Genomic DNA, 12,202 nt, shown 5'->3' with positions numbered 1-12,202 from the left:
AACTCAATCAATCTTAACTAAGTCACTGTTTTATCAGAAGTTTTAATCTTCATCACCGCCGATGGATGTGCATTCTACAGCATTTCAGAGGGGTTGCAACCCCATTTTTTAAATAATTCAATAAAAACCTAATGACTGTTTGTTTTTTCTGCAAAAACCATGCTTTTTTCATTTTTTTAGCATTATGGGGACAGAATTGGACAAATTACCTAGCAGTTTTTCAGTTTTATTCTGTTCTTGAAAACGTAAAGACCGGCAATCTATATATTCACAGTAGCCCCCTTCCCCATGCTCAGTTTCTCCATTAATGCTGACTTGGTAATTAAAGCTTCCTACATAACCAGCAGCGAGACCAAACTTGAAGTCTCCCCGACTTTGTCCTTGTAGCCAAATTTTCATGCCCTTGTCATCTTCATAACACCATTCAAATTCACGTGGCAGATACATTTTTTGCCCATTTGGTGTCATGACACTTGGATAAACCCGATGCACCTTAAAGTAGACTTTCTGGTCGAGCATCTGGTTGGTCATTTTTTTCAGGTCACGCAGATATATCCTGGATTGAATAATACTGTTTAGACCATCCCGAATTTGGACCAGCAATAATTGCCGCCCCTCTTTCAGATTAATAATTTGATAAGTTAAAAAAGCTAAAGGTAGATAGGGAAAATTGAAACTGCGCGCAAACTCAAAGCTCCCCAAACTTTCGATGAGATATTTCTGATCTTTATAATGTAAAGTGCCCTGACAATAACAAAGCAAAGACCAATGATCGGCCAAAGCAAAGCGCATTTGGGTAAAGTGCGAAATCAGATTGGTCGTATGAATACTGAGATCAAAGCTCAATTCCGAGTCAAAACGCTGTAAGCGAAAATGCGGAAAATCACCAGTCAGTTTTTCACGGTCTAAAAACTGAAAAAGACTATATTGAAATTTGCAATCTTTTTTGACTGAATAACGGTTCAAGTGCCCCGCCATATGCGGACTGGTACTACAGATTACCGTCACTGTGTCTAGTGCATTGGTTTGAATAGCACTCGGATTCGCCAGCATTGGTGCATTAGGTTGTCCGATAATACTCAGAAAATTCAGATAATGGAGCGGTGCCGGCAGATCCGGAAGGATCAGACCCTGATGAATAATTTTATATTTCTGGTTTGGCCCATGATAGGCAAGATTGTGCTGTGAAACAGCAGGAGTCTGATTTAGCTGTTTCGAACGATCTAAAAAATCTTGAAGAAACCGCATCTCAAACTCCTTATTTTATATTTTTATAAGGCGCTCTGTCTTTTTGCCATAAAGGTAGTAATAAACCCAGACAGGGCATAGATGATGGAGATTACTAAAATCCCCACAGGAATATTATAAGTGATCGCTGCAAAGATAAACACCGCAATCGGTAACACAAAAAATGGTACCCGTTTACGCTCTACAGTTTTAAATGAATAGTATTTGATATTGGAAATCATCAACAGCCCCACCGCAATAATGACCACGGCATTGATAACCTGAAGAGAGGGTTCACGAATATCAAAAATTTCTGGAAAATCCAGACCAACCCAGACCAGTGACACAATCATAAGGGCAGCCAGAGGACTTGCGACACCAATAAAATAACGTTTATCAACCACACCAATCTGCACATTAAAACGTGCCAGACGGAACGCAGCACACGCAGTATAAACAAAACAGGCTGCCAGACCGATCCGCCCCAAATCGCTTAAGCCCCAGCTGTACATCAAGATGGCAGGTGCCACACCAAAAGCCAACATATCTGAAAGCGAGTCAAACTGCTCACCGAATGGACTTTGTGCACCAATAGCACGTGCCACGCGTCCATCTAGACCATCCAGTAATGCTGCAATAAAGATTGCATAAATAGCTTGCTGAAAATTGCCATTCATACTGGCAATAATCGAGTAAAAACCTGCCAACAACGCGGCGGTTGTAATCAGGTTCGGCCATAGATAGATGCCTCGACGCTTAATTTTTTGCCCTTCCTGAGTATGTTCCTCTTCTTCCACCTCAAAGGTAATGCCATCAAAAGGCGCTTCAGTTGAAGAATCACGTTCCGGTTTGCTTATATTTGTCATTCTTGTCGATCCTAGCTATGACCTGATCTTTAAAAAATTATTCGCCTACTAACCAGCGAACTGCAGCATGACCACCATTTTCACTCATGCGCAGATGCGGGAATAACCATTGTAGCGCTTCATCAGCATCTTCAGAAAATTTCCAAGGTGGGTTAATCACCAGTAAACCACAACCATTCAAACCGACAGGCGTATCATCCGGCCATACACAGACTTCACAAATCAATTGACGACGGATACCGGTCTTGAACATCTTTTTCTCGAAACGTTCAATCATGGCACGGTCTTTAATTGGATACCAAACCGCGAACACACCTGTCGGCCATTTCTTATAAGCAGCAACCAGCAATTCCACCAACTGCGGAAAATCTTTACGCTCCAGCTCATACGGCGGATCGATCATTACCAGGCCACGTTTTTCTTTCGGTGGAATGACCGCTAACAGACCTTCGTACGCATCACGTTCATGTAAACCTGCACGCTTGTCAAAAATATTATGGCGAAGCTGCTGAAACACATCACGCTGCATTTCGAAAATCGTTGCCCTATCTATCTCACGCATGCCTTCCAGGGCAAACCACGGCGAACCAGGATAAGCACCCTTACCAAAGTTTTCACGCATGTTTTCAACAATCTTTAAGTATTGTTGTACACCTTCAGGCGCATTACGCTTGATCGAATCGTCGAGTTTAACCAGACGATGAATACCGTTCAAAAACTCACCTGATTTTTGCGCTTCGGCAGTCGACAAATCATATTTACCTGCACCACCATGTGTATCTACATAGCGATAAGGTTTGTCTTTTGCATTCAGTCGAGTCAACAACTGAAGCAATAAAACGTGCTTCATGACATCGGCAAAGTTGCCTGCGTGGTAAGAGTGGCGGTAATTCATGTTTCATTAATTCCTAATATCAATATCTATTTTAACATGAAAAATAGTTTCGTTCAGGCACGATTCTTACCCTAAAATAACGAACCTTTTTTACCCTATTGTCGAGAATTGAAAAGATGGAAGCTGTTATCATCCCAGGGGATTGGAATGTTGATCAAATCTTAGACGATTTAGATCAACATGGCTTTAGTATTGTTGACGATGCTTACTCTAGCGCATATCAACATGCAGTGAGTCAAGAATGCTTAAGCCACTTAAACGAATTTCGTAATGCAGCCATTCAAAATGGCGTCGTTAACAATATCCGTAGTGATCATATTCTTTGGTTACAACCTGAATTTCAAATTTCCCACCTGCACATCCAGACTCTTCAACAATTTTCTCAAGTTTTAAACCGCGCGTTTTATTTAGGCATCAAAGATGTCGAAGCACATTTCGCTTGCTATAACGCGGGTGAGTTCTATGCCCTGCACCGTGACAATCCGCAAGGAAAAAATGGCCGGATGATTTCCAGTGTGTATTATCTGCATGAACATTGGCAGGCAGACTGGGGAGGTGAACTGCGCCTACAAGATAAAAACAGCCAGTGGCATATTATCCAGCCCCAGCCGAACCGGATGGCGTTGTTCCAGAGCGACCTATTACATGAAGTCTTGATCTCTAAGCAACAACGTCTATCCATTACCGCCTGGCTCAGAAGTGATATGGCATTGCTCTAATACGGCCTGACGCTTTAAATTTTAATTTTGAGCCTCATATAGCCATTATTGAGAAATGAGGATTGCGTTGATGGGATTAACGACCAAACAGATTATTCAACGTCTGGGTGAAACTGACCAATTGTATTTGCAAGGCAATACGCCAGAATTAACGCTTGAACGTGCTGATCTTCGTTTACAACTGGTGACTTTGAGTGAATTGCGTCAGGAACAGCGACATTTTCTGCAAGAAGCCGTAGTGTTGCTGGAACAAGGCCGGATCGAATTTGAGGAAATGCCGCTGAGCATGTATATCAATCTATCTTTGCATCTGGCCAAGGCCTATATGATGTTCTTTGAATTGACCAAAGAGCCGCATTTTGCCCTGATTACCCAGCAAATTCTAAAACCGATGGCCCGTTATGAGCATGGCGATATTTATTTCTTTCTGGCCTATGCCAGTGCCAGTAAAAATGAGCCGGCACTGACCCGCCACTGGTTAGGTAAGTACACCACCACTGCCGAGTTTGAACTGGAATTATTACAGCAGCATCCTGCTTTTAACGATTATCGTCAGCATGAATGGTTTAGCAAAATATTAAAAAGCAAAATGCATTAAGCAGCATTGCAAAAAACGCCTCACATGAGGCGTTTTTTTATGGAAACAATATGATCTTATTGGAAAAAACAAAAAAGCAAGAGAATAGTCATCATGCAGGCTGACGTCTATAAGCGTCCATGTGCAATTGCTGATTCAGCTCATCTACCCAGATTGCCCAGTCATCATCGTGTACCAGATGGCTAATCAATAAGGAGCGTTGGGCTTTGTTCCAAAACGGCGCATCGTGTAAAGAGAGACTCGCCGGCAGTTGATGGGTGCGTATATACAGTTCAATAGCAGCAGGACTATTGGCAAGACCAAGCTGAGAAAACAGAAGTTCTAAGGATGGTGGGTTCTTTGTGAGCATCGCGCCCTCCTTATATCAGATAAATTGTAATTATTTATAGATCTAATTTATAAGATAGGGCAAAAAAAACCTAGTCATTTGACTAGGTTTGTTGTGTCTTTTTGTATAACCATGCTCAAGCACTCTGCTTGTCACTTTCCACGTGTAATAACTGATTTAGTTTATCAATAACAACAATCCACTCATCATCTTGATGCCAATGTTCACGCAGGAAGGCACTTTGCCCTTCACTCCAAAACTCTGCATCTGGTAATGCGACCTCAGAAGGCAATTGGTGAGTTTGGGTAAACTCGGTAATTGAGGCATCGTCAGAAGGCAGGCCCAACTGTTCAAATAGCAATTCCAAAGTTAATTGTTGTTCCATAAGCATGAGTAGACTCCATTGTGGTGTTAAATTATGATCGCGTTCAAATTAGAATCAGGTTGATTTATGAGCAGGAATATCACAGGATCCTGAACCTTCTGCTTCGATGTGTAATTGTTCATTCAATACATCCACAAAAATGGCCCAGTCATCATCTTTCTTCCAGTGACCGATCAAGAAGTCATGCTGTGATTTACTCCAGAAAGGAGCTTTATGCAGTGGTACATCCATGCCAATTTGATGCGTACGAATGAACTCATCCATAGCTTCCGGGCTTGAATCCAGACCTAGCTGCTCAAAAAAAAGTTCGAAGGTGGGGCGTTGCTCTAACATCGGACTAACCTCCGTTTTCTCTTTAATTTTGAATCTTGTTTCTACATTAGATTGCCCATGGCGAAAACTCAGTTGTCTCTCCTTCACAGCTTGTTATTTTTTGTTCATTAACGTAAGAGCAAAAAAAAGCACCCCGGATGGAGTGCTTTTTTCTAACTTAGTTAAAAACTAAATTATTTAACCATGTCAGCAATTGCTGCACGTTCTTCTTCAAGCTCATTTAGCGTGAAGTTGATACGCTCACGGCTGAATTCGTCGATTTCAAGACCTTGAACGATCTTGTACTCGCCATTTTCACAAGTTACAGGGAAACCGAACATTACGCCTTCAGGGATACCATAAGAACCGTCAGAAGGAATACCCATAGTTACCCATTCGCCGTTTGTACCAAGAGCCCAATCGCGCATATGATCGATTGCAGCGTTTGCAGCAGAAGCAGCAGAAGACAGACCACGTGCTTCGATGATCGCAGCACCACGTTTACCAACGGTTGGAAGGAATACGTCTTTGTTCCATTCCGCATCGTTGATTTTGTCTTTCAAGCTTTCGCCGTTTACGTTAGCAAAACGGTAGTCAGCATACATAGTTGGAGAATGGTTACCCCAAACAGTCATGTTTTGGATGTCAGAAACTGCAACGCCAGCTTTCTGAGCAAGTTGAGTCAACGCACGGTTGTGGTCAAGACGTAACATTGCTGTAAAGTTTTTCGCTGGAAGATCTGGAGCAGATTTCATTGCGATGTAAGCATTCGTGTTTGCAGGGTTACCTACAACAAGAACTTTAACGTCACGGCTAGCAACTTCATTTAGTGCCTGGCCTTGACCGATGAAGATTTCACCGTTTACTTTAAGAAGATCAGCACGTTCCATGCCTGGACCACGTGGACGTGAACCCACTAGAAGCGCGTAATCAGCATCTTTGAATGCAACTTTAGGATCATCAGTACCGATCATGCCTGCCAATAGCGGGAAAGCACAGTCGTCAAGTTCCATCATTACGCCTTTAAGCGCTTGTTGAGCTTTCTCAACAGGAATTTCTAATAATTGAAGAATAACTGGTTGGTCTTTACCAAGCATTTCACCGCTAGCGATACGGAATAATAGGCTGTAACCAATTTGACCAGCAGCGCCAGTAACGGCAACGCGAACAGGTTGCTTCATGTAATTATCTCCAATTGAGAGGATCGTCATAATAGATTAAATAGCTGTTCTATCTAATCTTAATAATCATAAACGGCAAAGATTGTACTCCAATCCGTGAGCAGATGCATATAAAAGAGGGAGGATTTCATCTAAAGTCTGATAGGAAATATAAATCAAATCGGCAAAAAAGCTCAGTATGTTCCTTTTATTGTGACAATTTTTGGGCATGTATTAATAATGTTCGCAGGACAGGACTTGTAATTGCCGTTGGCACGATAACAGACCTTGAGCGAAGTGAGTACGCTGGCTGACTGTACCTGCTGGCAGTTAAATCTCAAAGCATTGCTTGGTAATTGCGGGTTAATTTTCAGGAATTTAGCACGCAACGTATCCACAGAAATCGTAATATTTTCCTGTTCAGTCAGTTCCTCTGGCACTTTTAGCCGGTCTGCATAATTGATGATTGTCCGGAAATACTGACTGGCATTCATCGGCAAACAGCCGCCGACATTGCGCCATAAAATGGCACGGGTATTGTCATCCGGCATAATTCTGGCTACCACTTTGGCCTGAAGTGGTGAAAGTTTCGCAGAACTGTGGGTTGTGCAGTTTTGCGAGGTGGTCTGAGGATACAAGCCGGAGATACTCAGCGAATAACCTTCCAGACATTTTCGTTTCTTAGCATATTCCGGATACAGACCACAGAAAGCCGGAACCATTTGTACATCCATGACATATTCTGTCGGTGCAGCAAATGCTGCCGAGCTGCCAGCCAAAACCACAAGCGCAGCCGATCCCGTCCAGACTTGACGATCCTTCATTATTTTCATGAATAAATCACTATCCCCCAATAATTTTAATCTTATTGTGTGTTGCGCAATGGAATCAGCTGCATGCGCTTGCTCACCGACTGCGCTCCTTGTCCTAACAAAATACCGTAATGCGTGGCATTGGTCATAACATGTTTCACATAATCTCGGGTTTCGAGTAAAGGAATACTTTCCGTATATTGATCTGCGGGCATTCCCTGAAACTCGGGCTGCCAACGGCGAGCACGGTTTGGACCGGCATTATAGCCTGCGGTTGCCAGAACCGGATTATCACTGAGCTGACGCTGGATCGTAGATAAATAGAAAGTACCGTAACGAACATTGGTATTCATATCGGTGAGTGCTGCCGGATTATAGGCTTCACCCATTTGACGCGCTACGAGCTTGGCTGTATCTGGCATAATCTGCATCAGACCACCCGCGCCCACATGCGAACGTGCCGTCGTATTAAAACGGCTTTCCTGACGCATCAAGCCATAGGCCCAAGCCGGATCTATACCGGCATTGCGGCTATGACTGACCACGTAGTTCTGATGCGGCATTGGATAACGATAATTGTAGTTATGTTTGCTCAGGGTGCGGTCGGCAGCATAAATGGCCCGATCATACCAGCCCATATCCATGGCACGTTTTGCGGCGGCCAGCAATAGATCATCGTCTTTTTTCAGATAAGCCTGGCGCACTGCCCAGTTCCATTCACGGTTAATGTAGTTATCCGGTGCACTGATATTACGTAAGGTGAAAGCACGGCGGAAATGAATATCCTGATTCAAGCGCTGCATAGCCTGATTGGAAGGCTGTACCGGATTTGGTGTACTTGCAGTCACCTGCCCCAGCCTGTCGCGTGCCAGAAGGTTATGATAGTCATCCCCCGTTGCCAATTTGCGATAAATACTTTCTGCTGCCTGTTTTGATGCACGATCCGAGCGCTGTTCGCTGGCACGTGCCAGCCAGTATTGCCAGCGGTCCTCCTCCTTCTGGTTGACGCTCATATTGTCTATGGCACGAATCAGGCTTTCCCAGGCACCAAAACGAATTGCCTGACGTGCATAAATTTCGGCCTCTTCCGGACTAAATGGCAGACCATAGCTGGCATCAAAGGCATTCAACACTTCACGATTGAAGTTGTTTTTCATGACTGTGGTGCCACCGATGTAACCTACAGTTCGGTATAAGGCACGTTGTACCTGTATGGGGGTACCTTCCGCAGTCCGCTTTACAATCGACAAGGCCGAGTCCAAATCACTGTCTGCCAGACGTCCCAGCGCATAAATCAGATAGGCATGCTCTGCTGCAGTACTTTTAGGCGCAGACCATAAATAATTGGTGGGATTGGCCTGAATCGAATTCAGTTGAGCCAGTGACAGATTCAAACCAATGCCTTGTGCAGTTGCAATCGCCTGCCCTGACTGTCCGGCACGCAGTTGAACCCATAGTCGCTGCTGGCGGTCCTCTGTGGTCATCAGTGGGCTGAAAAGCATCATCCGGCCCAAACCGGTACAAGACTCTGGCTGACTGTTGGTGGTTAGCCAGACATCTTTAAACTCGGCATAAACCAGCTGATCGCCACTTTTGGCACGTACTTGTGCCACTGCACAGGCTTCGGCAGGGTCCGCATTGGTCACATAAGGCAATACCGGCTGAGCATTGCCAAAGTCTGCCATTTTTACTTTTTCTTCGACATAATCCGCTGCCAGCTTTTCGGCCATGGCAGATTGAGGATAACGTTGTACAAAACTGATGATCTGGCTAACAGGCTGCATGGCAAGATTCTGGTTTAAAATCCAGTATTCCGGATAATAGCCCAAGACGTCATTCTGCATGGATAGACGGTATTGCTGTAACAGTTCAGTATTGCCTGCATTGGCTGCACGCAAAGCATCATTAAATTGTTCTTCTGCTGCCTGTGTACTTGCTGAACAGATACACGCCACACTTAAAGTAATTAATTTATAGTATTTATTCATAGTTTTAGTGTGTTTCAACATCCCTTTGCCTTCTATCTATCATCGATTTTGTGCCTAGCCTGTGTTGCATATCATAAGAGGTAGTTGGAATATTATAACCAACTCTATTGTTCAGTTATGTAACCTTATGATTCAGCAATATTAATGTACAGACAATTTTTGTCCATAAATCAATATTTTTCCCCAGTTAATTTAGTCTATAAGTTTAAGCGACTTTCCTGCTAAAATATGCGCCTTTCCAAGATTTTAGTCCGTGAATTGAATTTTTATTCACCTGTTTGATGCTTCACTCAGGCTGTTCGTTCACTCTTTCAACGTATTACCTTGTAGGAGCCTACATGACGGTTCAAACCTTCATTCCGAATGGTGCCCCAGCTGCCTCAGAAAACACTGTTACCCAGCCAGCGCACACCCCAGCCAACGATGCTTCAGTCAAGAAACTGTACATTGAAACGCAAGGGTGTCAGATGAATGAGTACGACAGTCACCGTATGGCAGACCTGTTAGGCGATTCTCATGGCTATGTGCTGACCACTGATCCTAAAGAAGCAGATATTCTGCTGATGAATACCTGCTCGATCCGTGAAAAGGCACAGGAAAAAGTCTTCTCCGAGCTGGGCCGCTGGCGCAAACTAAAGGATAAAAATCCTGACCTGATTATTGGTGTCGGTGGCTGTGTGGCATCTCAGGAAGGCGACAACATCCAGAAACGTGCCAATTATGTAGATATGATTTTTGGTCCACAAACGCTGCACCGTTTACCACAAATGCTGGACCAGCATTTTGAGCAGATTGAAAAGCCTAAAAAAGAAAAAATCAAACTGGTGGATATTTCCTTCCCCGATATCGAGAAATTCGACTTTCTGCCAGAACCGCGTGTTGAAGGCTATAAAGCTTTTGTCTCGATCATGGAAGGCTGTTCCAAATACTGTTCTTTCTGCGTTGTACCGTATACGCGTGGTGAAGAAGTGTCCCGTCCACTGGATGATGTCCTGGCTGAAATTGCAGGTCTGGCAGAAAAAGGCGTGCGTGAAATTTCGCTTTTGGGTCAGAACGTAAATGGCTACCGGGGTGAAACCTTCGAAGGCAATATCTGTACTTTTGCCGATTTACTGCGTTTGGTTGCAGACATTCCGGGTATTGGCCGTATTCGCTATACCACCTCACATCCCCTCGAATTTAATGACGACCTGATCCAGTGCTATCGTGACCTGCCACAAATGGTTTCACATCTGCATCTGCCGGTACAAAGCGGTTCCAATGATGTCCTTCTGGCGATGAAGCGCAACCATACGATTGATGTCTATATCGAGAAGATTAAAAAGTTACGTGCAGTTCGCCCAGATATGCATTTATCTTCAGACTTTATCATTGGTTTTCCGGGTGAAACTGATGAAAACTTTGAAGAGACTTATCAGTTTATTCAGGATCTGGATTTCGACCATTCTTATAGTTTTATCTATTCAAAACGTCCAGGCACACCGGCAGCAGAACTCGAAGATACAATATCTGAAAATATCAAAAAAGAACGTCTGGCCAAGGTTCAGCAATGGATTAAGCGTTCAAGCATTGACAAGACGGATGCCATGCTCGGGACCATTCAGCGGGTCCTCATCGAAAAAGTTTCTGATAAAGATCCGAATATTCTGGTCGGTACGGCAGACAATACCCGTTATGTTAACTTTATTGGTGATGCTACGTGGGTCGGCCGCTTTGCCGAGATCGAAATTACCGAAATTAAAACTTTGAATTTAGTTTATGGTGAGCTCTTGAATCTTGAGCCTGACGTGGCGTAATGTAGAGCATATAACGCACACTTCATAAGGAACACTCTTGACTGCAGCGATCCGACGTACAGTAGCTTTTCCGGGTATTTCAATGGACCGTATACAAGCCATGTTAGGCGCCTATAACGGTCACTTGAAGCAAATTGAACAACGTTTAGACGTTAAAATCTCTCATCGTGGAGAGAGTTTTATTGTTGATGGTGAAATCGATGCCGTTGAGAGAGCTGAAATGCTCTTGCAGCGTCTTCATGAGGAATCTGAACATATTCAGCCAATTAGTGCAGATACTTTACATTTGATGATTCAGGGCAGTCAGACTGATCGCGAGCTTCAGCAAGATCTGGATGACCAGGAACATACGGGACTGGACAATGTCTGGCTGCAAACCCGTAAAGGCCGGATCAATCCGCGTGGTGCCAACCAGAAACGTTATGTACAGCGCATTCTGCAAAGTGATATTTCTTTTGGTATTGGCCCTGCCGGTACAGGTAAAACCTATCTCGCCGTTGCGGCTGCCGTGGACATGCTGGAGCGTAATGAAATCCAGCGTATCTTGCTGGTTCGTCCTGCGGTTGAAGCTGGTGAAAAACTTGGTTTCTTGCCGGGGGACTTAACCCAGAAAATCGATCCTTATTTACGTCCATTGTATGATGCGCTGTATGAAATGCTTGGCTTTGAAAAAGTGGCCAAGCTGATCGAACGTCAGGTAATTGAAGTGGCCCCCCTTGCCTATATGCGTGGCCGTACTCTAAATCATTCTTTCGTGATTCTGGATGAAGCGCAGAACACCACCCCAGAACAGATGAAAATGTTCCTGACCCGTTTAGGTTTTGGTTCACGTGCCGTGATTACCGGTGACGTAACTCAGGTGGATTTACCACGTGGTCAGCAATCGGGACTTTCACATGCCTTGCGTGTGATTGATAAAATTCCTGAAATTCATATCACCCGCTTCCATTCGCGTGATGTGGTACGTCATCAGCTGGTACAGAAAATTGTCGAAGCCTACGAAGGCTGGGACAGTGAACAGCAGCGCTTAAGTGCTGAAGCACGTGCCGAACGAAAAGCACGTCAGGATGCCTTGATCGCTGAAAATGATGCTGCGGCAGACGCACAGCATTAAGC

The 12,202-nt window shown here is 44.1% G+C and carries 13 protein-coding genes; 4 read left to right on the top strand and 9 right to left on the bottom strand.

From position 1 onward, the window contains the following. Window positions 1-168: 168 nt before the first annotated feature. Genes AY607_RS09810 through AY607_RS09800 form a run of 3 tightly spaced genes read right to left on the bottom strand, consistent with a single transcriptional unit; the run spans window position 169 to window position 2,988 of the window. Window positions 169-1,248 carry a DUF6670 family protein gene (locus AY607_RS09810; protein ID WP_064094481.1) on the bottom strand — a complete coding sequence of 360 codons (1,080 nt, stop codon included), beginning with the start codon at window positions 1,246-1,248 and terminating at the stop codon, window positions 169-171. A gap of 23 nt (window positions 1,249-1,271) precedes the next feature. Continuing rightward, window positions 1,272-2,093 carry a CDP-diacylglycerol--serine O-phosphatidyltransferase gene (gene pssA / locus AY607_RS09805; protein ID WP_064094482.1) on the bottom strand — a complete coding sequence of 274 codons (822 nt, stop codon included), beginning with the start codon at window positions 2,091-2,093 and terminating at the stop codon, window positions 1,272-1,274. Window positions 2,094-2,130: 37 nt separating this feature from the next. Next, window positions 2,131-2,988 (bottom strand): 23S rRNA (adenine(2030)-N(6))-methyltransferase RlmJ, encoded by an 858-nt coding sequence (locus AY607_RS09800; protein ID WP_064094483.1) that lies wholly within the window; start codon window positions 2,986-2,988, stop codon window positions 2,131-2,133. 116 nt (window positions 2,989-3,104) lie between these two features. Here AY607_RS09800 and AY607_RS09795 point away from each other — a divergent pair, with 116 nt between their 5' ends. Next, the gene (locus AY607_RS09795) at window positions 3,105-3,707 is read left to right on the top strand and encodes a 2OG-Fe(II) oxygenase (protein ID WP_064094484.1); all 603 of its coding nucleotides are present in this window, start codon (window positions 3,105-3,107) and stop codon (window positions 3,705-3,707) included. Window positions 3,708-3,777: 70 nt separating this feature from the next. Further along, a complete protein-coding gene (locus tag AY607_RS09790; protein ID WP_064094485.1) occupies window positions 3,778-4,305 on the top strand; it encodes a hypothetical protein in 528 nt (175 codons plus the stop codon). Between the two features lie 91 nt (window positions 4,306-4,396). On the opposite strand, the gene AY607_RS09785 is transcribed toward AY607_RS09790, so the two are convergent. The 6 genes from AY607_RS09785 to AY607_RS09760 form a co-directional block, all read right to left on the bottom strand. Then, window positions 4,397-4,654 (bottom strand): DUF2789 family protein, encoded by a 258-nt coding sequence (locus tag AY607_RS09785; protein ID WP_064102423.1) that lies wholly within the window; start codon window positions 4,652-4,654, stop codon window positions 4,397-4,399. Window positions 4,655-4,769: 115 nt separating this feature from the next. Then, window positions 4,770-5,024, bottom strand: coding sequence for a DUF2789 family protein (locus tag AY607_RS09780; protein WP_064094487.1), 255 nt, complete (start codon window positions 5,022-5,024; stop codon window positions 4,770-4,772). A gap of 48 nt (window positions 5,025-5,072) precedes the next feature. Beyond that, the gene (locus tag AY607_RS09775; protein ID WP_064094488.1) at window positions 5,073-5,351 is read right to left on the bottom strand and encodes a DUF2789 family protein; all 279 of its coding nucleotides are present in this window, start codon (window positions 5,349-5,351) and stop codon (window positions 5,073-5,075) included. 173 nt (window positions 5,352-5,524) lie between these two features. Beyond that, entirely contained in the window at window positions 5,525-6,511 is a 987-nt protein-coding gene (locus AY607_RS09770) for a malate dehydrogenase (protein WP_064094489.1), read from the bottom strand. A 173-nt stretch (window positions 6,512-6,684) separates the two neighbouring features. Next, the gene (locus AY607_RS09765) at window positions 6,685-7,323 is read right to left on the bottom strand and encodes a ribonuclease I (RefSeq protein WP_064102422.1); all 639 of its coding nucleotides are present in this window, start codon (window positions 7,321-7,323) and stop codon (window positions 6,685-6,687) included. A gap of 32 nt (window positions 7,324-7,355) precedes the next feature. After that, window positions 7,356-9,290, bottom strand: coding sequence for a lytic transglycosylase domain-containing protein (locus AY607_RS09760; protein WP_171255299.1), 1,935 nt, complete (start codon window positions 9,288-9,290; stop codon window positions 7,356-7,358). Window positions 9,291-9,628: 338 nt separating this feature from the next. On the opposite strand from AY607_RS09760, the gene miaB reads away from it, so the two are divergent. Together miaB and AY607_RS09750 are read left to right on the top strand one after the other, a co-directional pair. Further along, window positions 9,629-11,086: a tRNA (N6-isopentenyl adenosine(37)-C2)-methylthiotransferase MiaB gene (gene miaB, locus AY607_RS09755; protein ID WP_064102420.1), complete on the top strand. Its 1,458-nt coding sequence runs from the start codon at window positions 9,629-9,631 to the stop codon at window positions 11,084-11,086. 37 nt (window positions 11,087-11,123) lie between these two features. Continuing rightward, window positions 11,124-12,200 carry a PhoH family protein gene (locus tag AY607_RS09750; RefSeq protein ID WP_064094493.1) on the top strand — a complete coding sequence of 359 codons (1,077 nt, stop codon included), beginning with the start codon at window positions 11,124-11,126 and terminating at the stop codon, window positions 12,198-12,200. Window positions 12,201-12,202 lie beyond the last annotated feature (2 nt).

Source organism: Acinetobacter sp. SFA (assembly GCF_001647535.1).
GTDB lineage: Bacteria > Pseudomonadota > Gammaproteobacteria > Pseudomonadales > Moraxellaceae > Acinetobacter > Acinetobacter pecorum.
This window is presented reverse-complemented; position numbering and strand designations above follow the sequence as displayed.

Excerpts from the sequence above, each read along its gene's own strand:
- AY607_RS09810 (WP_064094481.1), bottom strand. The coding sequence starts at position 1,248 with ATGCGGTTTCTTCAAGATTTTTTAGATCGTTCGAAACAGCTAAATCAG.
- pssA (WP_064094482.1), bottom strand. The coding sequence starts at position 2,093 with ATGACAAATATAAGCAAACCGGAACGTGATTCTTCAACTGAAGCGCCT.
- AY607_RS09800 (WP_064094483.1), bottom strand. The coding sequence starts at position 2,988 with ATGAATTACCGCCACTCTTACCACGCAGGCAACTTTGCCGATGTCATG.
- AY607_RS09795 (WP_064094484.1), top strand. The coding sequence starts at position 3,105 with ATGGAAGCTGTTATCATCCCAGGGGATTGGAATGTTGATCAAATCTTA.
- AY607_RS09790 (WP_064094485.1), top strand. The coding sequence starts at position 3,778 with ATGGGATTAACGACCAAACAGATTATTCAACGTCTGGGTGAAACTGAC.
- AY607_RS09785 (WP_064102423.1), bottom strand. The coding sequence starts at position 4,654 with ATGCTCACAAAGAACCCACCATCCTTAGAACTTCTGTTTTCTCAGCTT.
- AY607_RS09780 (WP_064094487.1), bottom strand. The coding sequence starts at position 5,024 with ATGCTTATGGAACAACAATTAACTTTGGAATTGCTATTTGAACAGTTG.
- AY607_RS09775 (WP_064094488.1), bottom strand. The coding sequence starts at position 5,351 with ATGTTAGAGCAACGCCCCACCTTCGAACTTTTTTTTGAGCAGCTAGGT.
- AY607_RS09770 (WP_064094489.1), bottom strand. The coding sequence starts at position 6,511 with ATGAAGCAACCTGTTCGCGTTGCCGTTACTGGCGCTGCTGGTCAAATT.
- AY607_RS09765 (WP_064102422.1), bottom strand. The coding sequence starts at position 7,323 with ATGAAAATAATGAAGGATCGTCAAGTCTGGACGGGATCGGCTGCGCTT.
- AY607_RS09760 (WP_171255299.1), bottom strand. The coding sequence starts at position 9,290 with ATGAATAAATACTATAAATTAATTACTTTAAGTGTGGCGTGTATCTGT.
- miaB (WP_064102420.1), top strand. The coding sequence starts at position 9,629 with ATGACGGTTCAAACCTTCATTCCGAATGGTGCCCCAGCTGCCTCAGAA.